This window comes from Phycicoccus sp. Root563 (genome assembly GCF_001427915.1).
Taxonomy (GTDB): Bacteria; Actinomycetota; Actinomycetes; order Actinomycetales; family Dermatophilaceae; genus Pedococcus.
This window is the reverse complement of record NZ_LMGM01000001.1, coordinates 3,137,564-3,162,141: the sequence shown is the minus strand read 5'-3', so window position 1 is coordinate 3,162,141 and position 24,578 is coordinate 3,137,564. Positions and strand designations below refer to the sequence as shown.

At 72.2% G+C, this 24,578-nt stretch carries 24 protein-coding genes; 5 read left to right on the top strand and 19 right to left on the bottom strand.

The window, feature by feature from the left end:
• Positions 1-38: 38 nt before the first annotated feature.
• Entirely contained in the window at positions 39-791 is a 753-nt protein-coding gene (locus ASD62_RS15070) for an AraC family transcriptional regulator (RefSeq protein ID WP_056916646.1), read from the bottom strand.
• A 41-nt stretch (positions 792-832) separates the two neighbouring features.
• Positions 833-1,135, bottom strand: coding sequence for a putative quinol monooxygenase (locus ASD62_RS15065; protein WP_056917436.1), 303 nt, complete (start codon positions 1,133-1,135; stop codon positions 833-835).
• A 232-nt stretch (positions 1,136-1,367) separates the two neighbouring features.
• On the opposite strand from ASD62_RS15065, the gene ASD62_RS15060 reads away from it, so the two are divergent.
• On the top strand, positions 1,368-1,691 hold the full coding sequence (locus ASD62_RS15060) for a DUF309 domain-containing protein (protein WP_235530723.1): 324 nt from the start codon (positions 1,368-1,370) through the stop codon (positions 1,689-1,691).
• Positions 1,692-1,758: 67 nt separating this feature from the next.
• Here ASD62_RS15060 and ASD62_RS15055 read toward each other — a convergent pair whose 3' ends face one another.
• The 9 genes from ASD62_RS15055 to ASD62_RS15015 form a co-directional block, all read right to left on the bottom strand.
• Entirely contained in the window at positions 1,759-2,118 is a 360-nt protein-coding gene (locus ASD62_RS15055) for an MmcQ/YjbR family DNA-binding protein (protein WP_056916644.1), read from the bottom strand.
• Between the two features lie 47 nt (positions 2,119-2,165).
• Entirely contained in the window at positions 2,166-3,197 is a 1,032-nt protein-coding gene (locus ASD62_RS15050) for a molybdopterin-dependent oxidoreductase (RefSeq protein ID WP_056916643.1), read from the bottom strand.
• A gap of 198 nt (positions 3,198-3,395) precedes the next feature.
• Positions 3,396-3,728, bottom strand: coding sequence for a hypothetical protein (locus ASD62_RS15045; protein ID WP_056916642.1), 333 nt, complete (start codon positions 3,726-3,728; stop codon positions 3,396-3,398).
• A gap of 112 nt (positions 3,729-3,840) precedes the next feature.
• Positions 3,841-4,173, bottom strand: a complete 333-nt coding sequence (locus tag ASD62_RS15040; protein WP_056916641.1) for a cupin domain-containing protein — start codon at positions 4,171-4,173, stop codon at positions 3,841-3,843.
• A gap of 146 nt (positions 4,174-4,319) precedes the next feature.
• Complete coding sequence (locus ASD62_RS15035) at positions 4,320-5,054, bottom strand: 1-acyl-sn-glycerol-3-phosphate acyltransferase (protein ID WP_235530722.1); 735 nt, start codon at positions 5,052-5,054, stop codon at positions 4,320-4,322.
• Between the two features lie 7 nt (positions 5,055-5,061).
• Positions 5,062-6,642: a glutamine-hydrolyzing GMP synthase gene (gene guaA, locus ASD62_RS15030; protein WP_157581614.1), complete on the bottom strand. Its 1,581-nt coding sequence runs from the start codon at positions 6,640-6,642 to the stop codon at positions 5,062-5,064.
• 86 nt (positions 6,643-6,728) lie between these two features.
• A complete protein-coding gene (locus ASD62_RS15025; RefSeq protein WP_082553053.1) occupies positions 6,729-7,097 on the bottom strand; it encodes a DUF3817 domain-containing protein in 369 nt (122 codons plus the stop codon).
• Positions 7,069-7,866, bottom strand: a complete 798-nt coding sequence (locus ASD62_RS15020) for an SURF1 family protein (protein WP_056916640.1) — start codon at positions 7,864-7,866, stop codon at positions 7,069-7,071. The genes ASD62_RS15025 and ASD62_RS15020 overlap by 29 nt, the downstream gene beginning before the upstream one ends.
• Positions 7,867-7,870: 4 nt before the next feature.
• On the bottom strand, positions 7,871-9,166 hold the full coding sequence (locus ASD62_RS15015) for a beta-propeller fold lactonase family protein (protein ID WP_157581501.1): 1,296 nt from the start codon (positions 9,164-9,166) through the stop codon (positions 7,871-7,873).
• Between the two features lie 108 nt (positions 9,167-9,274).
• On the opposite strand from ASD62_RS15015, the gene ASD62_RS15010 reads away from it, so the two are divergent.
• Complete coding sequence (locus ASD62_RS15010) at positions 9,275-11,029, top strand: ABC transporter ATP-binding protein (RefSeq protein ID WP_056916638.1); 1,755 nt, start codon at positions 9,275-9,277, stop codon at positions 11,027-11,029.
• Between the two features lie 98 nt (positions 11,030-11,127).
• Entirely contained in the window at positions 11,128-12,885 is a 1,758-nt protein-coding gene (locus ASD62_RS15005; protein WP_082581024.1) for an ABC transporter ATP-binding protein, read from the top strand.
• A 133-nt stretch (positions 12,886-13,018) separates the two neighbouring features.
• On the opposite strand, the gene ASD62_RS15000 is transcribed toward ASD62_RS15005, so the two are convergent.
• From ASD62_RS15000 to guaB, 4 genes are all read right to left on the bottom strand, one after another.
• Positions 13,019-14,737 carry a GMC oxidoreductase gene (locus ASD62_RS15000; RefSeq protein ID WP_056916637.1) on the bottom strand — a complete coding sequence of 573 codons (1,719 nt, stop codon included), beginning with the start codon at positions 14,735-14,737 and terminating at the stop codon, positions 13,019-13,021.
• Positions 14,734-16,326 carry a succinic semialdehyde dehydrogenase gene (locus ASD62_RS14995; protein WP_056916636.1) on the bottom strand — a complete coding sequence of 531 codons (1,593 nt, stop codon included), beginning with the start codon at positions 16,324-16,326 and terminating at the stop codon, positions 14,734-14,736. The genes ASD62_RS15000 and ASD62_RS14995 overlap by 4 nt, the downstream gene beginning before the upstream one ends.
• A 129-nt stretch (positions 16,327-16,455) precedes the next feature.
• Positions 16,456-17,577 carry a GuaB3 family IMP dehydrogenase-related protein gene (locus ASD62_RS14990; RefSeq protein WP_056916635.1) on the bottom strand — a complete coding sequence of 374 codons (1,122 nt, stop codon included), beginning with the start codon at positions 17,575-17,577 and terminating at the stop codon, positions 16,456-16,458.
• Positions 17,578-17,847: 270 nt separating this feature from the next.
• On the bottom strand, positions 17,848-19,404 hold the full coding sequence (gene guaB / locus ASD62_RS14985; protein ID WP_082580851.1) for an IMP dehydrogenase: 1,557 nt from the start codon (positions 19,402-19,404) through the stop codon (positions 17,848-17,850).
• Positions 19,405-19,609: 205 nt separating this feature from the next.
• On the opposite strand from guaB, the gene ASD62_RS14980 reads away from it, so the two are divergent.
• Complete coding sequence (locus ASD62_RS14980; protein ID WP_056916634.1) at positions 19,610-19,903, top strand: WhiB family transcriptional regulator; 294 nt, start codon at positions 19,610-19,612, stop codon at positions 19,901-19,903.
• 19 nt (positions 19,904-19,922) lie between these two features.
• Positions 19,923-20,147 (top strand): RNA-binding S4 domain-containing protein, encoded by a 225-nt coding sequence (locus tag ASD62_RS14975; RefSeq protein WP_056916633.1) that lies wholly within the window; start codon positions 19,923-19,925, stop codon positions 20,145-20,147.
• 6 nt (positions 20,148-20,153) lie between these two features.
• Here ASD62_RS14975 and ASD62_RS14970 read toward each other — a convergent pair whose 3' ends face one another.
• Genes ASD62_RS14970 through ASD62_RS14955 form a run of 4 tightly spaced genes read right to left on the bottom strand, consistent with a single transcriptional unit; the run spans position 20,154 to position 24,522 of the window.
• A complete protein-coding gene (locus tag ASD62_RS14970; protein WP_157581500.1) occupies positions 20,154-21,725 on the bottom strand; it encodes a hypothetical protein in 1,572 nt (523 codons plus the stop codon).
• A gap of 24 nt (positions 21,726-21,749) precedes the next feature.
• Complete coding sequence (locus ASD62_RS14965; RefSeq protein WP_056916631.1) at positions 21,750-23,198, bottom strand: FtsX-like permease family protein; 1,449 nt, start codon at positions 23,196-23,198, stop codon at positions 21,750-21,752.
• Positions 23,195-23,989, bottom strand: a complete 795-nt coding sequence (locus ASD62_RS14960; protein WP_235530721.1) for an ABC transporter ATP-binding protein — start codon at positions 23,987-23,989, stop codon at positions 23,195-23,197. The genes ASD62_RS14965 and ASD62_RS14960 overlap by 4 nt, the downstream gene beginning before the upstream one ends.
• Positions 23,986-24,522: a PadR family transcriptional regulator gene (locus tag ASD62_RS14955; protein ID WP_056916630.1), complete on the bottom strand. Its 537-nt coding sequence runs from the start codon at positions 24,520-24,522 to the stop codon at positions 23,986-23,988. Before ASD62_RS14955 ends, ASD62_RS14960 begins: the two co-directional genes overlap by 4 nt.
• Positions 24,523-24,578: the final 56 nt, after the last annotated feature.

The window sequence follows — 24,578 nt, the reverse complement described above, 5'->3', positions numbered from 1 at the left end:
CACGGCGGCTGCCCCGACGGTGGGCGTTCGGTGCAGGTTCACCGGGTGAACGTCGCGCGGTAGTCCGACGGCGTGGTCCCGGTGAGCTCACGGAACGCGGCGTTGAACGCCGACAGCGAGCCGTAGCCCACCTCGTGCGCGATCGTCGTCACCGGGGTGTCGTCGGCTGCGAGTCGCTCCACCGCCCGCAGGACCCGCATCCGCCGGAGGGTGGCGCGCCACGTCATACCGATCTCGGCCTCGAACCTGCGAGCCAGGGAGCGCGGCACCAACCCGACCTTCGCCGCGACGTCCGCGAAACTGACCTCGTCGGCGAGCTGCTCCTCGGTGAGCCGCAACGCCGTCCGCACCTCGGCCGAGCGCCCGGCCGGCATCCTGACGGGGCTGGGTCGCTCGGCGAGCCGCCACACCACTGCGGCCAGCGCCGCGAAGATGGCGCTGGCGTACGGCGGCAGCGGCTCCTCCGACTCCTGCCACCCGCCGCACTCGGCGACGAGGGCACGAGCCAGGGGGTCGAGGTCGACGACTGCCAGCCCCTCCCGCGGTGGGGGGACGAAGTCGACGTGGAAAAGTACCGAGGCGGTCGTCGCCGGGGCCGGGATGGTGACGGTGGCGGGCCGCCCCGCGCTCAGGAGGGCGGCCCGGGCCGGAGGCAGCAGCCAGCGCTGCCCCTCGGCTTCCAGGCGCAGGGCGCCCCGGGAGGCGCAGAGCAGGTAGTGGCGGTCGACGAGCAGCTCGGTCGCCGGGGTCGGCGCGAAGGACCGGGTGAAGGCGAACGCTTCACGGGTCACGGGAGGTCTCCCACGGGCCGATCGTAGGGACGCCGTTCCCGTCAGGCCACGGACTCGACGAGATCGGCCCGAAACCGTCGGCTCACCGGCCCTTCGGTGACCAACGCTCGCAGGACGGCGTTGGACCGGGCGAACGCCTCGGAGGCGAGGTATGCGGTGAATGAGGGCTGGTCGGTCCACTCGTGGACGACGGTCACGGTGCGGTCGTCCTCACGCGACTCGTACACGCGGAAGGCAAGGTTGCCCGGCATCGAGCGGACGACAGGCCTCTCGCACTCGAGCTGGCTCAGGGCACGGGCGCGGTCTGCTGCAGAGGTCCCGAAATCGACGATGGCGATGAACATCATGTCTCCTTGGTGCTGCTGGTTCTGATGGCCGTTCCAGACTCACGCCAAGGGGCCTTCGTGCGCCTCCGTGCAACGGACCCTTACCGGCGGCCAACGGACACACAACTGGGAGACTGTGCGCATGACAGGACCTGATCGTGACCGGGACACCGGTGGACGTGCTCGCCAGGCAAGACCGCGCGACGCGTTGGGCCGTCCTCTGCCGTACGGGGCCGAGGGTGTGGAGCCGGTGTCCGAGGAGCCCCTGCCACCGGAGGACACGCTCGAGGCCGCTCGAGGGCTCGTCGAGGCTGGACGCCCCTTCGCCGCCCACGAGGTGCTGGAGGCCCGTTGGAAGGCTGGGCCGAACGAAGAACGGGACCTGTGGCAGGGGCTCGCGCAGGTGTGTGTTGCCATCACGCACGCTGCACGTGGAAATCAGGTCGGGGCCGATCGGCTCTTCGACCGCGCCGCCCAGAGACTGGAGGCGTTCGCAGCCACAGGACGGTGGGCCTACGGTCTTGACCTCCCGGTGGTGGCGGAGCGAGCGCGAACGCACGTCGGCTCGTTCTGACGATGCGCCTCACGCGGCAAGGACACGGCCCTGGATCGCGGCGGCTGCGAGCCACGGAGGGGTCCCCTCAACCGGGACCGTCCGGGTGGGTGAGGTCGTAGGCCCGGGACACCTTCTGGGGCACGACCATGCGCCAGGCATCGACCACCAGCTCTCGAGCCTCGCTCGGGTCGAGGGCGGCCAGGTTGGCGTGGACCCAGTTGAATCGCAGGTCCGACGCCGATGGCATGGAGAAGGTGTGCGGATCGCCCGCGACGAGGGCGGCGCGTTCGTCCCTGGGGAAGGCGAATCCCATGATGGTCTCGTCGAGGGAGAAGGCGACGTAGACGATCTGCCCGACCCGGAACTTGAGCCTGCCCCGGACATGGACCGGGTAGGAGCGTTCCAGCTCGGTACCCAACCTCAGGACGTCCTCGATGCCGGTCATGCTGGCCTCCCTGGTGGCGATGCGTGCACGAGATCGACTCCGCACGCTCACTGCAGCGGCAGGGGTGGCTCCACCCACCACGGGCGGTCGTCGTGGCTGATCCGAACGACCCACTTGACCCAGTGGTACCCGCGTCGACCGGGAACCACCAGGCGGACCGGCGCCCCGTGCGCCCCGGAGAGACTCGCACCGTCGATCGCCGTGGCCAGGAGCAGGTGGTCGGTGAGCGGCAGCCGTCTGGTGTAACCCGTCGCGCTCGTCACCTCCACGGTTCCCCCGGCCCCTGGGGGCAGCAGCCTGCTCAAGCGCACGCCTGACCACTCCTGCTCGGTCCACCACCCGCCGGTGCAGTCCAGGACAGCCACCTGCCGGTCGTGCCACCGGCCGAGCTCGACCAGCGACCAGTCGCGCGAGGTCGCGCCCGTCGTCACCGTCAAGCGCCACGAGGCCGGGTCGAGCTCGGGGACCTGGTCGAACAGCCACGACGTGGCAGGGATCGCCGCGACCGAGGAGGACGCGAGCTGGAACGACCCGGTCGACCGGCGTATGCCGCGCCGTGCCGTGAGTGCGCCCGTCGCCTGGACGCCCGCCTCGAGCACGAGGGCGACGGCGGTGAGCCCCACGAGACGGACGAACGACCGCCGCGACAGGTCACCTCGGCGCGCGCGGATGCGACGTTGCAGTGCGTGCGCAACCGTCAGGACCACGGCGACGATGCCGGCGCCCACGTGCAGCTGCATGGTCGTCACCCTCGAGTCGGCGAACAACACACCGAGGACGTGGGCGACGCCCGTGAGCAGGGCCAGCACCACACACAGGCCCAGCAGCAACGACACGGCCCGACCCCGCTGCCGTGTCTGTCCGGGACGGCGTAGCCCCCTGCGCACGACCGTCGACTTCCACGGCACCAGGACGACCACCAGGAGGGCGACGACCCCGTGGAGGATGGCGACCGGCCAGACCGGTCCGCTGCCCAGCAGGAACATCATGAACCCGGTCACCGCCGCCAGCGGGACCACGAACAGCAGGGCGAGGTTTGCCAGTCGACCGTTCATCGGCGTCGGGACGAAGCCCTGCACCCGAGATCGGCGACGACTCGACCGTGGTGGTCCACGTCCTGGTCGACCCGGTGACCCACGGCGCGGTCGATGCCCGCGCACCGGGTGTGGGTGTCGTGCGGGTCCCGCGAAGGCTTCACGACCCCATCCTGCACCCGGCTGGCGCCAGGCCTGAGAAGCACGGTGTTCGCGGCCCCGGCCGCGCGTGACCCGAGGGCGTCACAGCTGCAGGATCCTCAGGACGTTCTCGTACGCCAGGGCAACTCCTTCCGGGTCGTGCAGGCCCGTGGGCTGGTCGGTGGCCCCGTAGAACCGGGTCAGCAGGGCGGTTGCCACGTCCGCATCGACGAGGGCGACACACAGCTCCGAGATGACGATGTCGGCGTCGTGGTCATCCAGGTGGTCGAGGGCAAGTCCGTTGTGCAGCAGCGTCGCCGCCTCGTCGAAGATCTCCTCGACCATGGCCGGATCCACCTGAGGACGCGCCTGCACCACAGCGACGGCGGTCTCCCCGAACTGTCTGGAGAGCTTGTCGGCGATGCTGGTGGACATCTCGCGAGCGTGACACGGCCACTGTTGCCGGGCAACCGATTTGGGTCCTGCCTCACCTCACGAAATCCCCCCCGACGTCGCTCCAGCTGCACTCCACCGGGCGCCGGCACTCTCAGGCGAGCGAGGAGTGGTGCTGCTCCCACACCGACGCAAGATCCGATGACTCACCTGAGTGCAGGGCCGCGACGAGGGCGTCGACCTCGGGGCTCATGATGACGAGGATGCGCGCACCGGTGTCACCCACGGTGGCGAACGTGTGGGGCGAACCCGCGGTCACCACGTGCAGGGACCCCGGCTCCAGCCGGTGCCGGGTCGTACCGTCCTGCACGTCGAGCAGTCCGTCGAGCACGTAGAAGGCCTCGTCGCCACGATGGTGGACGTGCAGCGGGGCCTGGTCCCCGGGGAACGGGTCGAGCCGCCATTCACGGATCACGAAGTCGGCCACCGGACCAGCCTACGACGGCACCTCGAACCGGTCGGGTCCAACCGCGCGCCCAGGTCACAGCCCTCGCCGACGACATTCACGAGCCCGACCTGTACGTGCACCGCGCTCGGTGGCGACGAGCGCGCGCCGCGGTTCGGGGTGAGCCGTCAGCCCTGGAGGTCGGAGGTCATGGCGGCCTTGACGTCGGAGGCGTAGAGCCCCGACCGCTCCTGCCCCGACAGCGCGCCGATCGCATCCATCGTGGCGTCGGTGACAGCCCTCAGCAGCGCGGCCTTCTGGTACTTCTCGCCCAGCCCGGCCACGTCGATCGGCTCGCCGAAGCGCACGGTCACCTTCCCCGGACGGAACCCGTTCGACCCCGCAGGCTGGACCTTGTCGGTCCCGGTGACAGCGCAGGGAAGGAGCGTCGCACCCGTGCTGAGCGCCATACGGGCGACGCCGGTGCGACCGCGGTGGAGGCGACCGTCGGGCGAGCGGGTGCCCTCGGGGTAGACGCCGAACGCCTCACCTCGGCGCAGGACCTCCTCCGCCAGCGTGAGCGAACCCGCGGCGGCGCGGGGGTCGTTGCGGTCGACCGGGATGGTTCCGGCGGTCGAGTGGAACCAGCGGGCGGCAGCGCCGCGGACGCCGGTCCCCTGGAAGTACTCCGCCTTGCCGAGGAAGTGCACCTGCCGGGCGCAGGCGAGCGGGATGACGATCGAGTCGATGAACGACAGGTGGTTCGAGGCGACGATCAGCGCGCCCTCGCGCGGGACGTTCGAGCGCCCCTCGACCCGCAGTCCGGTGAGCAGCTTGAGCGGCGGCCCGATGAGGATGTGCCGCATGACCCAGCGACTCGCCTTGTCCTCGACCGCCGCCAGCGCGTCGCCCCTCAGCGCCACGACCGGGTCACTCCCACTCGATGGTGCCCGGCGGCTTGCTCGTCACGTCGAGCACGACACGGTTGATCTCACGCACCTCGTTGGTGATCCGCGTCGAGATCTTGGCCAGCACCTCGTAGGGCACCCGCGTCCAGTCGGCCGTCATGGCGTCCTCGGACGAGACCGGGCGAAGGACGACAGGGTGGCCGTACGTCCGGCCGTCGCCCTGCACCCCCACCGAACGCACGTCGCCGAGCAGCACCACCGGGCACTGCCAGATGTCGCGGTCCAGCCCGGCGGCCGACAGCTCGTGGCGGGCGATCGCGTCGGCGGCCCGGAGGATCTCGAGCCGCTCGGCGGTCACCTCGCCCACGATGCGGATGCCGAGGCCGGGGCCCGGGAACGGTTGGCGCCAGACGATCGCCTCGGGCACACCGAGCTCGAGCCCGACCTGGCGGACCTCGTCCTTGAACAGTGACCGCAGCGGCTCGACGAGCTTGAACTGCAGGTCGTCGGGGAGGCCGCCGACGTTGTGGTGCGACTTGATGTTGGCCGCACCGGTGCCGCCACCGGACTCGACGACGTCGGGGTAGAGCGTGCCCTGGACGAGGAACTCGACCGGGTGGTCGGAGTCGCCGCGCGAACCGACGACGTCGCGCGCTGCCTGCTCGAACACGCGGATGAACTCGCGCCCGATGATCTTGCGCTTCTCCTCGGGGTCGGACACCCCGGCGAGCGCGGACAGGAACTGCTCGCGAGCGTCCACGACGACGAGGTCCACCCCGGTGGCCGCGACGAACTCCTTCTCGACCTGCTCGGCCTCGCCGGAGCGCAGCAGACCGTGGTCGACGAACACGCACGTGAGCTGGTCGCCGACAGCCTTCTGCACCAGGGCGGCAGCGACGGAGGAGTCGACACCGCCGGAGAGCGCGCAGAGGACCCGCGACTCCCCCACCTTCGAGCGGATCGCGTCGACGAGCTCGTCGACGACGTTCGCCGCGGTCCAGTCGCCCTCGAGCCTGGCGCCGCGGTAGAGGAAGTTCTCGAGCACGCGCTGGCCGAAGGTCGAGTGCATGACCTCCGGGTGCCACTGCACGCCATACAGCTGGCGCTCGTCGTCCTCGAACGCGGCGACGGGCGCACCCGCGGTGGCCGCCGTGACCCGCATGCCCGCGGGGGCCTCGGTGACGGAGTCGCCGTGGCTCATCCAGACCGACTGGTCGGCCGGCTGGCCGTTGAACAACGTCGACTCGGAGTCGGAGATCGAGGCAGGTGTCGAGCCGAACTCGCTCAGCCCCGTGTGGGCGACCGTGCCACCCATCGCCTGGGCCATCGCCTGGAAGCCGTAGCACATGCCGAAGACCGGGACCCCGGCCTCGAGCAGGGCCGGGTCGAGCGACGGGGCACCCTCGGCGTAGACCGACGACGGGCCACCGGAGAGCACGATCGCGGCCGGGCCCTTGGCGAGCATCTCGTCGACCGCCATGGTGTGCGGGACGACCTCGCTGTAGATGTTGGCCTCGCGCACGCGCCGCGCGATCAGCTGCGCGTACTGCGCGCCGAAGTCGACGACGAGCACCGGCTTCGCCTGGAGCGGGGTGGAGTCCACCTCCACCCGGTCGCCGTGGGGCGCCTCGACGCGGTCGTCGTCCTGGGCCTGGGTGATGTCGGCGGTGTCGCCGGCGGGGGTTTCACTCACGGGGCAAGGCTACCGGCGAGCGTCGGCTCCACCTCCGCGGCCACCCTGCGCTCGATCACGAACGCGACGAACGGGATGCAGGCACCCAGCACGATGGCGACCATCCGGCCGAACGACCAGCGCAACATCGTCCCCAGGTTCCACACCGTGAACACGAACCCCATGAAGATGAAGCCGTGCACCGGGCTCCACCACGAGAGCACCTCGTTGTCGAAGCCGTACTTGAGGACCATCTCGGCGATGAGCACGAACATGGCCGCACCGGCCGTGAACGCCATCACCTTGAACCACTTCAGGGCACGCTCGGTGCGCGCGGGGTCCTTGGTCCCCTTGGCCTCAGTCGCCTTGCTCGTTCGCTCGCTCATGCTGAGCATCATCGCGCACCATCCTGAACCACATGAACGCGGCAAAGCCCGCGAACACCCACCACTGCAGCGCGTATGCCGCGTTGCGCCACTTCAGGCCGCCCGTCACCTCGGGTGGGGGCACCCGCTCGAGGCCTGCCGACGCAGCGATCGCGGTGCCGCTGGCGGCCCGCTCGGTCTGGGCGAAGACGAAGGCGTTGTAGATGTCACCGGGCCAGCGGTTCACGAGGATCGACAGGTCGATCGACCCGAGGACCTCGGGTGCCGTCCCGCCGGAGCCGCCCGAGCCGGTTCCCCCGGTGGCGGCGGCAGGTGTCGGCGCGACGGCCGGCGACTCCCCCGGCGCGAGCGACCCGTCGACCGTGACCTTGCCGGACGGGGCGGTGCCGGCAGCCGCGGGGTCGGTGACGAACCCGCGGACCACCGCGAGGCGGGCCCCGGTCTCGGCCACGACGATCGGCGCCACGACCCAGTACCCCTGGACGCCGTCGAGCCGACGCGGCCCCACGAGGAACTGGTCCTTCGCGACATACTCGCCGATCGCGGTCACCGCCCGGTTGGACTGGGGGTTCGGGAAGTCCTGGTGCGGCCGGACGACGGAGTCGATCAGGGCCGGCCGGGCCTCGTGGGCCTTGCGCAGCGCATCCGCGAGGCCCTTGTCCTGGGCGACGTGCAGCTGCCAGAAACCGAGCTGCGTGAACGTCACGAGGACGACGACGAGGAGGGCGAACAGTCCCAGCCAACGGGGCTTGAGGGCGGTTCGCAGCACCTCGTCAGGTTACGGGACGCCTCGAGTCGTCGAAGACGAGGATGCTCCCGCCGTAGCAGGCGACCCACACGGCCTTGCGCGTCGGCTCGTAGGTGATGCCGATCGGGTGGTAGTCCGTCGCGACCTGCCCGAGCAGCGACAGGTCGCTCGTGCGCAGCTTGCTCACCGTCGACGACTCGTAGTTCACGGAGTAGATCGCGGTGCCGTCGGTGGAGATGGTCAGCGAGCGCGGCTGGTCACCCACGCGCCTCGAGGCGAGCACCCGACCGGTCGCGCGGTCCAGCTTGGTCACGGTGCCCGAGCCGTTGTTGGTGACGTAGAGGTACTTGGCATCGGGGCTCAGGACGATGTGGCGAGGACCGTCGCCGGTGGTCGCGAAGCGGGAGACCGCCCTGGTGCGCAGGTCGACCGTGACGATGCGGTCGGAGCCCATCAGCGCGACGTACGCGGTGCGGCTGTCGGGGGCGACGACGATGCCGCGCGGGTACCTGCCACCGAGCGGGATCCGGGCCACCTCCTTGTTCTTCGCGATGTCGATGACGGACAGGTCCCACGTGCACCAGTTGGTGACGAGGACCGTCTTGTCGTCGGGCGTCACGGCGACGTACTTGGGGACCGCGCCCACCTGGACCACCCGGTCGATCGCGAACGTCGTGGTGTCGACCCGGTAGACGGTGCTCGGCGACGTCCCGTCCCCTGCGCGACAGCTGTCGAGGCCCTCGGGGCCGTACCCCGCGCCATACATGGAGTAGTTGGACACCCAGGCGTGCTTGCCGTCCTTGGTGAAGGCGGCCTCGACGGGGGCTCCCTTGGTCGTGCCGGGGTGCCCCTCGATGCCGAACCGCGCCAGGTCGACCGAGTCCTTGACCGTCGCGAGGAGGGCGCCGTCGGCACCGAACGCCGAGATCGAGTGGCGGTACATCATGTTCTGGGCGACGACGACGCCGGCGGGTGAGGCGACCACCGACTTCGGCGTCAGGTCGCCGGTGAGCCGCATGGTGCGGACCAGCGCGGTCTCGGCGGCCGTCCCTCCGACCCCGCCCTGCTTCGCCACCGGGCTCGGCACCGGGGCCGGAACCTTGGGCGTGACCTTCGTGGTGGGGGGAGCCTTCGTGACGACCTTCGCGACCGGGGCGGCTGCGGGCGAGGCCTCGGCGCCGCCGGCGAACAGGCCCGCGAGCTGGCTCACGCCGAACGAGGTCACCGCGAGGAACCCGACTGCGGCCGAGGCCGCCACGACGCGCCGCCGGATGAACTTCGTCTCCAGGCGGGCTCTGCGCGTGGGCCCCGCGGGTGGCACGAGCCCATGGTAGGCAGACCCCACCGACAGCGACCGCAGGCGCACCGGGCCCCGGCGTCGAAAACCAGTGTCGGGCCGTCGGTGCGCACGCCTACGGTGGGGACCCTGATGCGCGAGATCCCCTACCCCGATCCCGGCCGTCCCGACACCCGCAGCACGCTGCGGTTCATGCTGTGGATCGGTCGTGAGCAGTGGCGCACCCAGGCGCTCGGCGCGGTGACCGGCATGGTGTGGATGGTCTCCATCGCCCTCATCCCGGCCGCCCTCGGCAAGGGGGTCGACGAGGGCATCGTCCCCGGCGACGTCGACGGCCTCGTGAAGTGGGCCCTGGCCCTCCTCGGCCTCGGCGCCATCGCGGCGTCGACGGCCGCGGCGCGACACTGGTTCGCCGTCCACAACTGGCTCTACGCCTCCTACCGCAGCGCGCAGCTCACCGCCGAGGGCGCCGAGAAGGCCGGCCCGGCGCTCACCCGTGCGATGCCCTCGGGTGAGGTCGTGACCGTGTTCGCCAACGACGTGATGCGCCTCGGTGGTCTGTACGACGCGATGGGCCGGTTCGCCGGTGCGGTCGCGAGCTACGTCGTGGTGGGGACGATCCTGCTCGCCGCCTCGCCCCCGCTCGGACTGCTGGTCCTGGCCGGTGGCCCGATCATGCTCGCCAGCCTGAGCCTCATCGTCCGCCCGCTGCAGCGTCGTCAGGCGCTCCAGCGCGAGGAGGCCGGTCGCCTCACGACGCTCGGCGCCGACACCGTGGCCGGGCTGCGCGTGCTGCGCGGCATCGGCGGCGAGCAGACGTTCCTGCGTCGCTACGAGGCGCAGTCGCAGAAGGTCCGTCACCGCGGCGTGCACGTGGCCGGCATCCAGGCCGCCCTCGACTCCGCCCAGGTCCTGCTGCCCGGCGTGTTCGTCGTGCTCGTCACGTGGCTCGGTGCCCGGATGGCCCTCCAGGGCGAGATCAGTGCCGGGCAGCTCGTGGCGTTCTACGGGTACACCGCCTTCCTCACCATGCCCCTGCAGACGGCGATCGAGATCGTCGACCGCGGCATCCGCGCGCACATCGCCGCGGGCAAGGTGCTGCGGGTGCTGGCGGTCCCGCCGGACCACGACGCGTCCCGCCCCGGCTCCGTCGCGGCGCCGCGCGACGACGACGACCTCGTCGACCCGCTCTCCGGCACGGTCGTCCGTGGTGGCCTGCTGACCGCGATCGTCTCCGCCCGCCCCGAGGACTCCGCGGCCGTCGCCGACCGGCTGGGGCGCCACGGGCCCGGACCGCACCAGACGACGTGGGGTGGCACGAGGCTGGACGACCTGGCGATCGCCGACGTGCGCCGGCGGGTGGTCGTCAGCGAGCCCGATCCCCGCCTGTTCACCGGTGTCCTGCGCGACCAGCTGCTCGGCGCCGCCGCCACGGCCGGGGCCGGTGGCCGCGACCACCTGCCCGACCACGCCGACGCCCGGGTCCTGCGGGCCCTCGAGGCCGCCAGCGGCACCGATGTCCTCGAGGCCCTGCCCGACGGGCTCGACGGCACGGTCGAGGAGCGCGGCCGGTCCTACTCCGGCGGCCAGCGCCAGCGCCTCGCCCTGGCCCGCGCGCTCCTCACCGACGCCCCGGTGCTGGTCCTCGTGGAGCCGACCAGCGCCGTGGACGCCCACACCGAGGCCCGCATCGCGTCCCGGCTCGCCGACCACCGGCGCGGCCGCACGACGGTCGTGACGACGGTGAGCCCGCTGCTGCTCGGGCAGGCCGACGAGGTCGTCCTGCTCGAGGACGGGCTCGTGGCCGCCCGCGGCACCCACCGCGAGCTGTTGGAGCACGCGGCATACCGGCACGTCGTGCTGCGCACCGAGGAGGACGAGACGTGAGCGCCCAGACGCACCCCGACGAGGTGCGCACCGACCACACCCGCCGCACGCTGCCCGTCGCCGACTCCCGGGCGGTGTGGGAGCACACCCGCGAGCTGATGGGGAACCACCGCGGCCTGCTGGGCCGCGTCCTGGGCCTGCACGCCCTCGCGGCCCTGGCCGCGCTCGCCGCCCCGTGGCTCGTCGGCCGGCTGGTCGACGAGGTGAGCGGTCGGGGCAGCCTCGGCGCCGTCGACCGGATAGCCGTGGGCCTGGCCGTCGCGGTCGTCGCGCAGACCGGGCTGACGTGGGCGGCGCGCCGGCTGTCGTTCATCCTGGGCGAGACGGTGTTCGCCGAGCTGCGCGAACAGTTCGTCGCCCGCGCGGTCAACCTGCCGCTGTCGACCGTCGAGCGGGCCGGCACCGGCGACCTCGTCGCCCGGACGACCAACGACGTCGAGGCCCTGTCGCACGTGGTGCGGTTCGGGATCCCGTCCCTGTTCGTGGCCACCATGACCGTGGCGATGACCGTCGTCGCAGCGCTGTTCACCTCACCCCTGGCGAGCCTGGCCATCCTCGCCGGCCTGCCCTTCTACTGGTTCTCGACCCGCCGCTACCTCCGGTATGCCGCGAACGGCTACCTGTGGGAGCGCGCCACCTACGCCTCGCTCAACGGCGTCGTGACCGAGAGCGTCGACGGGGCGCGGACCATCGACGCCCTGTCGCTCGCGGGCGTACGTCGGCACCGGTTCCACGAGGCCCTGCGCGAGTGCTACCGCGCCGAGCGGTACACCCTGGGGCTGCGGCTGCGGTGGTTCCCGTCGGTGGTGTTCGGCTACTACGTGCCGACCGCCGCTGCCGTCCTCTGGGGTGGCTGGCTCGCGATGAACGGCCACATCACGGCCGGCGCCGCGACCGCGGTGGCGCTCTACGTGCAGCAGATGGTCGGACCGCTCGACGAGGTGCTGAGCTGGCTCGACGAGATCCAGGTCGGCGCGACCTCGCTCGCCCGCGTCATCGGCGTCGGGTCCGTCCCGCCGGACCGCACGGCCACCGGTGAGCACCCCGAGGGCTCGGACCTGACCGTCGACGACGTCCGCTACGCCTACCGCCCCGGCCACGACGTGCTGCACGGCGTGAGCCTCGACCTGCGCCCCGGCGAACGCCTGGCCATCGTGGGGCCGTCCGGAGCGGGCAAGTCCACCCTCGGGCGCCTGATGGCCGGCATCGACGGCCCCCGCGAGGGGCGGATCGACGTCGGTGGCGTGCCGCTGGTCGACCTCGAGCTGGGCGAGCTGCGCGGCGAGGTGGCCCTGGTGACCCAGGAGCACCACGTCTTCGTGGGTTCGCTCGGCGACAACCTCCTGCTCGCCCGGCCGCAGGCCACCCGCGAGGAGCTGGCGGACGCCCTGCGCGCGGTCGACGCGTGGGCCTGGGCCTCGGGGCTCCCCGACGGCCTGGACACCGTCGTCGGCAGCGGAGGGCACGCGCTCACCGAGGCGCAGTCGCAGCAGCTCGCCCTCGCCCGGCTGGTTCTCGCCGACCCGCACACCCTCGTCCTCGACGAGGCCACGTCCCTGCTCGACCCGCGCGCCGCCCGCCACCTCGAGCGGTCGCTGGCCGCGGTGGTGCAGGGCCGCACCGTCGTCGCCATCGCCCACCGCCTGCACACGGCCCACGACGCCGACCGCGTCGCCGTCGTCGAGGACGGCCTGGTCAGCGAGATCGGCACCCACGACGAGCTGGTCGCCGCCGACGGCGCGTATGCCGCGTTGTGGGCGTCCTGGCGCGACGAAGCCCCCGCCGGACGAGGCACCGGGCGAGGCACCGGGGCCGGCGGACGGGGCGACTCGGAGAAATCGGGCGGGAGCGCGTAACCCGGGCGCCCAGCGCTCGTTGACCCTCATGTGTGGCTGGAGATCCCACCCCGGCTCATCTTGGGCCACACGATCAGAGGCGGCGGTTGCGGGGTGCAGGGACCCACCAACCGCCGCCTCCGAACGTCCGGGGTCAGGCCGCGCCGTACCTCGTCACCGCGGGGTTGGCCGCCTTGACCGGCTCCACCGCGCGGTAGCCCTCGTCCTGGGCCGGCCTCGGGTCCTGCTCACCCTTGTTGGGCCACAGCGACATGGCCCGCTCGGCCTGGGCGGTGATGCTCAGCGACGGGTTCACCCCGAGGTTCGCGGAGATCGCGGAGCCGTCGACGACGTGCAGGTCGGGGTAGTTCCAGACCCGCTGGTAGCCGTCGATGACCCCGCAGTCAGGGCTGGAGCCGATCGTCACGCCGCCGAGGAAGTGCGCGGTCATCGGGATGTTGACCACCTCGCCGATGCTCCCCCCGGCGAAGGCGCGCAGACCGGTCGCCTCGGAGAGCCTGGCGGCCACGGCCTTCATCGCCTCCTGCCCTGCGGGGATGTACGTGGGGTTCGGCTCGCCGTGGCCCTGGCGTGAGGTGAGGCCTCGTCCACCGAGGAGGCTCTTGGTCCCGGTGACGTTCAAGGAGTTGTCGCGGTTCTGCATGATCAGCCCGATGATCGTGCGCTCGCTCCAGCGGTACTGCGACAGGGAGCGCACGAAGACGACCGGGTGCTTCGCCGCCTCGACGAGGAACTGCAGCGGGCGGGGCAGCCGGTCGCCGGGGACGAGGATCGTCGCCATCGCGCCCATCAGGTTGGAGCCCGGGCCGTAGCGGCAGTTCTCGACGTGGGTGTCGGCCGTGGGGTGGAACGACGAGGTGATCGCCACACCCTTCGACAGGTTCTCCCCGCGCGGGACCTTCTCGACCATCACCCCGTTGAGCGCCTCGGAGTTGGTGCGGGTGAGGTGCCCGAGCCGCGAGGACAGCCGCGGCAGGGCACCATTCTGGCGCAGCGTGTGCAGCAGCTTCTGGGTGCCCCAGGTCCCGCCGGCGAACACCACCTGGTCGGCGGTCACGGACCGCCGGTCGCGCCGCAGCCATGCCCCCGTCGCCTCGTGCGACACGGCATACCCGCCGCCCCGGCGCGGGGCCACCCGCACGACGGTGCGCATCGGCTCGATGGTGGCACCGAGCTTCTCCGCCAGCGCGAGGTAGTTCTTGACGAGCGTGTTCTTGGCGCCCACCCGGCAGCCGACCATGCAGTTGCCGCACTGGGTGCAGCCCGTGCGCTCGGGCCCGGCACCGCCGAAGTACGGGTCGGGGACGGTCCGCCCCGGCATGCCGTAGAACACCCCGGTCGGCGTCTTGCGGAAGGTGTCGCCGACGCCCATGTCCTCGGCGGTGCGGCGCATGACGTCCTCGACGATGCCCTCGCACGGGTTCGTGACGACGCCGAGCATCGTCGACGCCGTCGCGTAGTGCTGCTCGAGCTCGGACTGCCAGTCGGTGATGTCGTTCCACTGCGGGTCACGGAAGAACGACTCCGGCGGGACGTAGAGGGTGTTGGCGTAGTTGAGCGAGCCACCGCCGACACCGGCACCAGCCAGGACCATGACATCCGGGAGACGGTGGATCCGTTGCACCCCAAAGCATTTCAGCTTCGGTGCCCACAGGTAGCTGCGCACGTCCCAGGACGTCCTGGCGAAGTCCTCGTCGCGGAACCGGCGGCCCGACTCGATGACGTGGACGCGGTACCCCTTCTCCACGAGGCGCAGCGCGGTGACCGACCCGCCGAAACCGGAGCCGACCACGATCACGTCGACGTGGCTGCCCGCGGGCAGGCTGGATGAGCTCTCGACCGGGGCGGTCATCGGCGGCCGACCGCCTTCAGGGTGCGCAGGGCCGCGGTCATCACCCGGGCGTACGCCTCCTCGGACAGGCCCAGGGAGGGGGCGATCGGCAGGACGTGCTGCGCTGTGACGTTCTGCGACTCGGTGTACTTGAGGATGCCCTCGGACCCGTGGCGGCGCCCGACACCGGACTGCTTCATGCCTCCCATCGGCGCGGCCACGCTCCCCCACGCGGCGGCATACCCCTCGTTGACGTTGACCGTGCCGACCGCGATGGCCGTCCCGATGCGGCGTCCGCGGGCGACGTCACGGGTCCAGACCGAGGCGTTCAGGCCGTAGTCGGTGTCGTTGGCGAGACGGATCGCCTCGTCGTCGCTGTGCACGCGGTAGATCGCCACGACGGGGCCGAACGTCTCGTCGTCGCGCACGTCCATCGCCGCGGAGACCCCCGCGAGGACGGTCGGCTCGTAGAAGAAGGGCCCCAGGTCGGGCCTGGCACGGCCACCGGTGAGCACACGCGCCCCCTTGGCGCGGGCGTCGTCGACGTGCGCGGTCACGCGGGCGAGCTGCGCCGCGGAGACCAGCGAACCCATGTCGGTGCCGAACTCCAGCGCCGGCCCCAGGCTCATCGCCCCCACCGCCTCGACGAACCGGCTCGTGAACTCGTCGGCGACGCTCTCGTGCACGATGAGCCGCTCCACCGAGATGCACAGCTGCCCGGCCGAGGAGAAGCACGCGCGGACCGCCCCTGCGACGGCCTTGTCGAGGTCGGCGTCGTCGGCGACGTACATCGCATTCTTGCCACCGAGCTCGAGGGAGTACCCGGCGAGGCGTCCCGCCACGGACGTCGCGACGCTGCGCCCGGTCGCCGTGGAACCGGTGAAGCAGACGTAGTCCGCGAGGTCGACGACGGCCTGCCCCACCGTCGGCCCGTCACCGAGCACGACCTGCAGCACCGACTCGGGCAGACCCGCCTCGGTGAGCAGCTGCACCGCCTGCAGCGCCGTGAGCGAGGCCTGGAGGTCGGGGCGAAGGACCACCGCGTTGCCCGCCATGATCGCCGGGATGGCGTCGGTGATGGCCAGGGACAGCGGGTAGTTCCACGGGCTGACGATCCCCACGACCCCGCGCGGGTGGTGGTGCTCGGTCGACTGGGTCAGCACCGGGAACAGTCCGGCCCGCCGCTTCGGACGCAGGTATGCCGCCGCCGAGCGGCCGTAGTGCCGCGCCACCAGTGCGACGTCGGCGACCTCCTCGAACGCCTGTCCCCGCGTCTTGCCCGACTCGAGCTGGACGACGTCGAGCAGCTCGACCTGCCGGTCGAGGACGAGGTCGTGGTAGCGCAGCATGATCCGCTCGCGGACCTCCATCGGCGTGCGCGACCACGCGCGCTGGGCCGCCCGCGCCGCGTCGACCGCCACGACGACGTCCTCACGGGTGGACAGCGGCAGCGATGCCAGGGGCGCGCCGGTCATCGGGGTGTGGCTCACGTGGTGCTCCGCGCGCGGCGCGGCGACCACCCTCCTGGCCAGCCGTCGGACGAGGGCCGGGTCCACGGCATACGTCGCAGTGGGGTCGGTCTCGGGGTCGGCGATGAGCTCGGGAGCCATAGGGGCAGCGTAGGTGGGCCCCACGGTTATTACCAGTAGTAAGTTAGCGGGATCTCGCGGTCCCGCGACGACGACGGCGGCCCTCGCGGAGGTCTCCGGTGGGGCCGCCGTCGTGGCGTCGGGCAGGGCTCAGGTGGCCTGGTAGGGGGCCACGACGACCTCGACGCGCTGGAACTCCTTGAGGTCGGAGTAGCCCGTCGTCGCCATCGCGCGGCGCAGGGCGCCGATGAGGTTCGTCTGGCCGGTGGCGGTGCGGCCGGGGCCGAACAGGATCTGCTCGAGCGGGGCCACGGCGCCCACCTCGACGCGCGACCCCCGCGGCAGCTCCTGGTGGTGCGCCTCGGGACCCCAGTGCAGCCCGCGACCGGGTGCGTCGGTCGCCCGCGCGAGCGCCGCACCGAGCATGACCGCGTCGGCGCCACAGGCCACGGCCTTGACGATGTCACCGCTGTCGCCCATGCCGCCGTCGGCGATGACGTGCACGTAGCGGCCGCCGGACTCGTCGAGGTAGTCACGACGCGCCGCGGCCACGTCGGCGATGGCGCTGGCCATCGGGGCGTGGATGCCCAGGGTGCGCCGCGTGGTGTGCGCCGCTCCCCCACCGAAGCCGACGAGGACCCCGGCGGCACCGGTGCGCATGAGGTGCAGCGCCGCCGTGTACGACGCGGCGCCGCCGACGATGACGGGCACGTCCAGCTCGTAGATGAAGCGCTTGAGGTTGAGCGGCTCGGCACGGCCGGAGACGTGCTCGGCGCTCACCGTGGTGCCACGGATGACGAACAGGTCGACCCCGGCGTCGACGACGTGCTTCCAGAACTGCTGCGTGCGCTGCGGGCTGAGCGCCCCCGCCACGGTCACGCCGGCCGCACGGACCTGCTTGAGCCGTTCGACGATGAGCTCGGGCTGGATCTCGGCCGCGTAGATCTCCTGCATCCGCGCGGTCGCGGTCGCGGGGTCCAGCGTCGCGATCTCGGCGAGCAGCGGCGTCGGGTCGTCGTACCGCGTCCACAGGCCCTCGAGGTCGAGCACCGGCAGGCCGCCGAGGTTGCCGAGCTTGATGGCCGACTCGGGACTCATCACCGAGTCCATCGGAGCGGCGATGACCGGGATGTCGAAGTGGTAGGCATCGATCTGCCAGCCCACCGACACCTCCTCGGGGTCGCGCGTGCGGCGGGACGGGACGACGGCGATGTCGTCGAAGGAGTAGGCCCGACGGCCGCGCTTGCCTCGGCCGATCTCGATCTCAGTCACCGCGCAAGGCTATCGGCCGCGGACGCAGGGGCGAAAAGGGCGATACCCCGCCGCCGGGTGAGGGGGGTGTCCGGCGACGGGGCATCTGGGATCGTCGGGCACGCGCAAGGCGTCGCCCGACGACGTCAGCACGGGCACAGCCCAGCTGCGACCGTGGGGGATGGGTCGTGGAAGCAGACTAGGAGCGCGGGCCGAGGCAGCGGCTCAGCCGGATGGCGTACCCCCGGCTGGACACCACCCTGGACACCACCAGCCCCAGCCGTACCAGGGTCAGCGGCCGCCGTAGTTGGGGGCCTCGACGGTCATCTGGATGTCGTGCGGGTGGCTCTCCTTGAGCCCGGCCGACGTGATCCGGACGAACTTCCCGCGGGACTGCAGCTCGGGGACGGTGTTGGCGCCGACGTAGAACATCGACTGGGCGAGGCCCCCGACGAGCTGGTGGACGACGTTGCCGAGCGGGCCGCGGTACGCCACCTGGCCCTCGATGCCCTCCGGGACGATCTTGTCGTCGCTGGCGACGTCGGCCTGGAAGTACCGGTCCTTGGAGTACGACTTCTTGCCACGGGAGGCCATCGCGCCCAGCGAGCCCATCCCGCGGTAGGACTTGAACTGCTTGCCGTTGACGAAGATCAGGTCGCCGGGCGACTCCTCGCAACCGGCGAGGAGGGAGCCCAGCATCACGGTGTCGGCGCCGGCCACGAGGGCCTTGGCGATGTCGCCGGAGAACTGCAGACCACCGTCACCGATGACCGGCACACCGGCCCTGCGACAGGCCAGCGACGCGTCGTGGATGGCCGTCACCTGGGGAACGCCCACGCCGGCGACGACGCGGGTGGTGCAGATGGAGCCCGGGCCGACCCCGACCTTGACGCCGTCGGCGCCGGCATCGACGAGGGCCTGCGCCCCAGCCCGGGTCGCGACGTTGCCGCCGATGACCTGGACGTGGCGCGTGGCCGGGTCGGCCTTGAGCCGGCGGATCATGTCGAGCAGGAGCCGTGCGTGGCCGTTCGCCGTGTCGGCGACGAGCACGTCCACCCCGGCCTCGACGAGGGTGGTGGCCCGCTCCCACGCGTCGCCGAAGAAGCCGATGGCGGCACCGACGAGGAGCCGGCCGTGGTCGTCCTTGCTGGCGTGCGGGAACTGCTCGGACTTCACGAAGTCCTTGACCGTGATGAGGCCGGCGAGGCGACCCTGGTCGTCCACCAGCGGCAGCCGCTCGCGCTTGTGCTGGCGCAACAGCGCGGTGGCGTCGTCCCGGGAGATGCCGACCGCGCCGCTGACCAGCGGCATCGGGGTCATCACGTCGCGGACGCGCGTGCCGGCCCACTCCGCCACCGGCGTGAAGCGCAGGTCGCGGTTGGTGATCATGCCGATCAGGGTGTTGTCCGGCTGCACGACCGGCAGGCCGGAGACGCGGTACTCACCGCAGATGCGGTCGAGCTCCTCCAGCGTCGCGTCGGGCCCGATCGTGATGGGGTTGCTGATCATCCCGGTCTGGGTCCGCTTCACGAGGTCGACCTGGTAGGCCTGGTCCTCGATGGAGAGGTTGCGGTGCAGCACGCCGAGGCCGCCCTGCCGGGCCATGGCGATGGCCATCCGCGACTCGGTGACCGTGTCCATGGCCGCCGAGACGAGCGGGATGCGCAGCGAGATCTCGCGGGTGAGGCGCGCGGTCGTGTCCACGTCGGACGGGATGACGTCGGTCTCGCCGGGCAGCAGCAGCACGTCGTCGTAGGTCAGCCCGAGCTTCGCAAAGGGGTCGTGGTCCTCGACGTCGGGGGCCTGCTGGGCGAGTTCGGGGAGGCGGTCGTCAAACCCAAGGCTCATTGCCCAATCGTAAGGCAGCGCTGCGGGTGCGACCGACGCGCCCGTCCGGCGTCCGCGTCGCGGACGGCTCCCGTCCGGCGACGGCTCGGGCCGAACGTGGCCAGCCCTTGAACAAGTCCATACGTTCTGCACAAGTTCCTGCAGGTCAGCGACGAGTAGCGTCCTGACCGAGCGGCACGGAGCCGTCGGAGAGCTGAGGGAAGACATGGCGGAGTTGTCACGACTTCCGGGACCGGTGGCCGACCTGTGGGACTGGCAGATGGAGGGGTCCTGTCGCCAGGTCAACCCCGAGGTCTTCTTCCACCCCGAGGGTGAGCGCGGTCCTGCTCGCCGATCGCGCGACTCGCAGGCCAAGGAGGTCTGCCTCGGCTGCCCCGTCCTGCAGCTGTGCCGCGAGCACGCCCTTCGGGTGCGCGAGCCCTACGGCGTGTGGGGTGCGATGACCGAGGACGACCGCGAGCGCCACTACTCGGGCCGGGCGGTCTCGGCTGCGAGCTGAGCGCTCGTAGACTCCCCTCGTGAATGCCGAGCACGAGGTCCCCATCCGCGACGAGTCGATCAGGCTGGGTCAGCTGCTCAAGCTCGCCGGCGTCGTCGACGACGGGGCGATGGCGCGGTCGGTGATCGAGCTCGGCGAGGTGTCGGTCGACGGCTCGCGCGAGACCCGTCGTGGCGCCCAGGTCCGTCCCGGGCAGAGCGTCACCTTCGCCGACCAGACGATCCGCGTGGTCGCCGGCGGCTGAGGCTCGCTAGTTCGCGACGAGCAGGGCCCGCAGCATGCTCGTCGTCTCACCGCTGACCCGCCAGGTGTCGCGCAGGTGCCCGTCGACCGCGAACTCGTGACCGCAGATGCTGCTGAGCTCGACCAGCCGCCCGGTGTCGGTGCGCGCCCTGATCACGTAGCGCTGCGGCCCCGAGGCGCAGTCGCCCTTGCCGGTGCGCCTCGACCCGGACCGGGCCAGGTCGGCGTTCAGCTGGGCCACGGCCGGGCCGCCCAGCACGTTGGCGCGGACCGCCCGGAAGCTCGGTATGCCGGGTGGCCTGGCCTCGGCGAGCGGGTGCAGGCAGGCGGTGGCCTCGACGAGGACGGTCCCCTTCTGCAGGCCCAGCCCGGCCCCGTCCCGGTCGACCTGTCGACCCAGGGTCGTCGGGCACCCGAGGAAGTCGGCGTCCGGCGGGGTGCCCGCGGCGCTCTGCTCGGCCGCGGCGACGAACACCTGGGACAGGGCCGGCCACCCGTTGCAGGCCAGCGCCTCGTTGGACCATGTCGTCGTGGTGCCGTCGCGGCCGAGGAGCAGGAGCCGGTACGCAGGACCACGGGGCAGGCCGGGACAGGCCGGTCCGCTGCCCTGCGGTGCCAGCACCAGGGAGTCGATCGCCGTGGGGTCGCTCACCGGGACGTCCGGCGGGAGCGGACCGCTCCAGACCGAGGCCGCATCGGTCCTCGCGCAGACGAGCACGGCGACGTAGTGCGCGCTGAGCGGTGGCTCGACGGGTCGGGGCAGGGCGGGAGGACCGAGCGACGACCCGCAGGCGAGCGCCGCGGGCACCAGGCGGGGGATGGAGGGCGGCGGTCGGACGCCCCCGACCTGCGGGCGCGTCACGAGCCCCACGACCAGGGCGGCCACCGCCACGGCGGCCAGCGCGAACACCCACCCGCGCAGCCCCCGCCAGCGAGCCGCACCGGCCACCTCCTTGGCGAGCAGCGCCTCGACCGGCGGGTCGTCGGGGGCCAGCGACTCCAGCAGTCCGCGCATCCCGCGCTCGTCGAGCCCGAACCGGTCGCGGACGAGGGCCAGCGCGTGCAGCAGATGGCGCCGGACGGAGCCGAGGTCGTCGTCGAGGAGGTCGGCGACGTGCCCCTCCCCCAGCCCGTCGAACAGCACGAGCACGACCACGGCGCGTTCGACGTTGGTCAGCGAGTCCAGCACCTCGAGTCCCCGCGAGACCCCGACCCGCTCGTCCGGACCACCCGAACCACCCCGGGCCGCAGGCGATCTGGAGTCGTCGTCGACGTCGTCGCGGGCCGGGTGCCGGTGCTGTCTGAGGTGGGCCTGGACGAGGAACCGCCGCAGGTCGGAGTCGTACGACCCGGCACCGTGCTCGGCCAGCTGCGACCACTGCGGCCAGGCCCGGGTCAGGGCGGTGCGGGCGAGCCGCTGGGCGCCGCGGTCGTCCCCGGCGAGCAGCCAGGCGGTCCGGAGCAGGTCACCACCCCGGGCGACGACGTACTCGTCGAAGCTCGGCCGGTCCACGACGTGCTCCGCCACGGCCACCTCGCTGTGCGCTGCTGCGCCCAGCGTCGCACCGGGAGGGCGCACGCGCCATACCCATCGCGCCTCGGGTCAGGAGGCGGTGCGCAGCTCACGCGGCTGGAGGGAGGCGCTCATCGTGGCGGCACCGAGCAGTGACGTCGCGAGGACCGCGAGCACCGCGCCCCCGGCGAACAGGGACAGGTCCATCCACGGGATGGGCACGGAGATGAAGTGCGTCCCCAGTGCGACGTTGCCGGAAGGGTCGTCCGCCACCTCCATGCGCCCGCCACCGGTGTAGCCGCGCATCGCCGCGACCCCCACCGAGGCTGCGACGAGCACCATCGGCACCACGGGAAGCACCGCCTCGAGCAGGTGGGCTCGGACGAGCACCGACCGGGGAACCCCCACCGCAGCCAGGGTGGCCAGGCTCTGGCGACGCAGCATCATCGTCTCGAGCTGGATGACCAGCAGCCCGGCCGCGGCCAGGGCCATGGCCACGCCGACCACGGCCTTGATGACGTGATAGGTGTCCTCGAAGAACTGGGTGTCGGACCGCATGAGATTGGCCTCCACGGTGAAGACCGCGGCTCCGGTGCCCACGAGGACCGCGAGCAGGACGCTGGCCGTGGCACGACTGGCCGACCAGGGGTCGGCGACGAGGCGGCGCGCGGCGATCAGCACGGTCGTCGACCGGGCCCGGGACGCCAGGATCCGCCCGATGAGGTGCGCCGTCGATGCCGTACCGACGAGCAGGGACACGAGGATGACGACGGTGAGGACCAGTGGAGGCAGCTCCCACCAGCCCCGCCCACTGCCGCTCTGGAGCCGCTCGAGCACGGACGGCCAGGCCGCGAAGAGGATGGTGGCGGTGACGAGGGCCAGTGCCGGGACCACCGCGGGCGGGCGCCTGCGGTTCCTGCGGACGACACCGAACGGGGTCAGGGACACCCGGCGCAGTGCCAGGCGGCTGAGGACCACGGCACTGACCGGCACCACCAGGAGGGCCAGGGCCGCCGCCCACCACCGGGGCGTGACGTCGAACGGCAGCGCCGGGCCGGGCGACTGCACGACCTGGCGGACGGGCCCATCGGGACCGTAGTCGACCACGACGAAGCTGGCGGGGTGGTCGAAGACGACCCGTGCCAGGAGGAAGACGACCAGGGCCAGCACCGAGCCGGCGACGGCGGCCAGGCCGGTCTCCGTGGAGACCACACGCCGTGCCTCGGCGGGCGTCATCCCGACCAGGCGGAACGCAGCCAGGCGCCGATCGCGCCGCGGCGAGCCGACGCGCGCCCCGAGCGCGGTGAGCACCAGGGCCGGGAGGCTGAGCAGGCCCAGGGCGGCAGCCGTGCCGCCGTGCAGCCCGGCGTCGTTGAGGACCTGGACCCGGTAGGAGGCGCCGTCCGGGATGGCCACGACGACCGCCGCGGTCAGCAGGATGAACGCGCTGAGGGCAGCCCCGAGCGTGGTGATCGAGAACCGCAGCCGGTCGACGCGCCCCCCGACCAGTGCCCAGCGGAGGGCATCCCCGAAGGTCACGACCGCGCCCTCACGGCCACGGGCGAGCCGACGGCCGCCACGGTCCCACCGGCGAGCCGTCCGTCGCGCACCTCGACGTCGCGGTCGCAGTACGCCGCCACCCGGGCCTCATGGGTGACGAGCACCACCGTGGTGCCGTGGTCGCGTGCGGCCTCGACGAGGGCGGCGAGGACCTCCTCGGCGGCGATCGAGTCCAGGGCACCCGTCGGCTCGTCCGCGAACAGCACCGCAGGCTCGGCGACCATGGCCCGCGCCACGGCGACGCGCTGCGCCTGGCCACCCGACATCTGGCCGGGTCGGTGGTCGGCGACGTCTCCCACGCCGAACCGGTGCAGCCAGGTCTGGGCCCGGTCCAGCGCCTCGGCCCGCCGCATCCGACCGAGCAGCAGCGGGAGGGCGACGTTCTCGACGGCGGGGAGCTCCTCGACGAGCTGGCCGAACTGGAACAGCACGCCGAACTCCTCCCGTCGCAGCCGCGACCGCACCTTCTCGGACTCCGCACTGATGACTCGCTCGCCGAACCGCACGGTCCCCATGTCCGGCTTCAGCACCCCGGCGAGGCACAGGAGCAGCGAGGACTTGCCCGACCCCGACGGGCCGGTCACGGCCAGGACCTCACCCTGCCGGACGTCGAGGTCGACACCGCGCAGGGCCGGCGTGAGGCCGTAGGTCAGCTCGAGCCCCCTCGCCGACAGCACCGTCGTCGGTGGCGCGCAGGCGTGGCCCCCCTCGCCGCCGATCCCCTGCGATACCTCGCGTGCACCGTCCCCGTCCATGGCCCCCTCCGTCATGCCCCCAGCTCCTCTCTCAGCGTGGTGACGCGGCGCAGCGCCGCGTCCATCCACGTCAGGTCCGCATCCAGGTGCGCCAGCGCGTAGTCCGCCGCGAGCACCTCGTGCACCGACGCCCCGGGCGCCGTCTTCGCCGTCGTGAACGCGCGCATCCGCACGAGGTGGGCCGCCCGCTGTGCCCGCAGGAAGGCCTCCGCACCCGCCTCGTCGCCGAGCAGCAGGGCGAGCGTGACCTTCACGGCGAACGGGTTGGTCACGTGCTCGGACGGCTCGTCGGTCGTGGCGAGCCACTGGGCCAGCTCGGCCCGTCCTGCGTCGGTGATCCCGTACGCGGTCCGGTCCGGCCCGTCGACGCGCTGCACCGCCAGGGGCGCGATGAGCCCCCGGCGGTGCAGTCGCTCGAGGGTGGAGTAGACCACCCCGAACGCCAACGGTTTCGCCTGGGGGAACCGTTCGTCGTGGTCCCGCTTCAGGTCGTACCCGTGTCGCTGCCCCCTGCTCAGCAGCCCGAGTAGCACGTGTCCCGTCGACATGACGTGGACTATTCACCAGATGAATAGAGAGGGTCAAGCACCCTCGGCTGCGTGTG

What these genes read in the sequence shown, in the direction of transcription:
- ASD62_RS14995 (WP_056916636.1), bottom strand. Translation starts at nt 16,326, where the DNA reads ATGGCTCCCGAGCTCATCGCCGACCCCGAGACCGACCCCACTGCGACG.
- ASD62_RS14960 (WP_235530721.1), bottom strand. Translation starts at nt 23,989, where the DNA reads ATGACGGAGGGGGCCATGGACGGGGACGGTGCACGCGAGGTATCGCAG.
- ASD62_RS15025 (WP_082553053.1), bottom strand. Translation starts at nt 7,097, where the DNA reads ATGAGCGAGCGAACGAGCAAGGCGACTGAGGCCAAGGGGACCAAGGAC.
- ASD62_RS15000 (WP_056916637.1), bottom strand. Translation starts at nt 14,737, where the DNA reads ATGACCGCCCCGGTCGAGAGCTCATCCAGCCTGCCCGCGGGCAGCCAC.
- ASD62_RS15005 (WP_082581024.1), top strand. Translation starts at nt 11,128, where the DNA reads ATGGGGAACCACCGCGGCCTGCTGGGCCGCGTCCTGGGCCTGCACGCC.
- guaB (WP_082580851.1), bottom strand. Translation starts at nt 19,404, where the DNA reads ATGAGCCTTGGGTTTGACGACCGCCTCCCCGAACTCGCCCAGCAGGCC.
- ASD62_RS14955 (WP_056916630.1), bottom strand. Translation starts at nt 24,522, where the DNA reads ATGTCGACGGGACACGTGCTACTCGGGCTGCTGAGCAGGGGGCAGCGA.
- ASD62_RS14980 (WP_056916634.1), top strand. Translation starts at nt 19,610, where the DNA reads ATGGCGGAGTTGTCACGACTTCCGGGACCGGTGGCCGACCTGTGGGAC.
- ASD62_RS15045 (WP_056916642.1), bottom strand. Translation starts at nt 3,728, where the DNA reads ATGTCCACCAGCATCGCCGACAAGCTCTCCAGACAGTTCGGGGAGACC.
- ASD62_RS15010 (WP_056916638.1), top strand. Translation starts at nt 9,275, where the DNA reads ATGCGCGAGATCCCCTACCCCGATCCCGGCCGTCCCGACACCCGCAGC.
- ASD62_RS15065 (WP_056917436.1), bottom strand. Translation starts at nt 1,135, where the DNA reads ATGTTCATCGCCATCGTCGATTTCGGGACCTCTGCAGCAGACCGCGCC.
- ASD62_RS15055 (WP_056916644.1), bottom strand. Translation starts at nt 2,118, where the DNA reads ATGACCGGCATCGAGGACGTCCTGAGGTTGGGTACCGAGCTGGAACGC.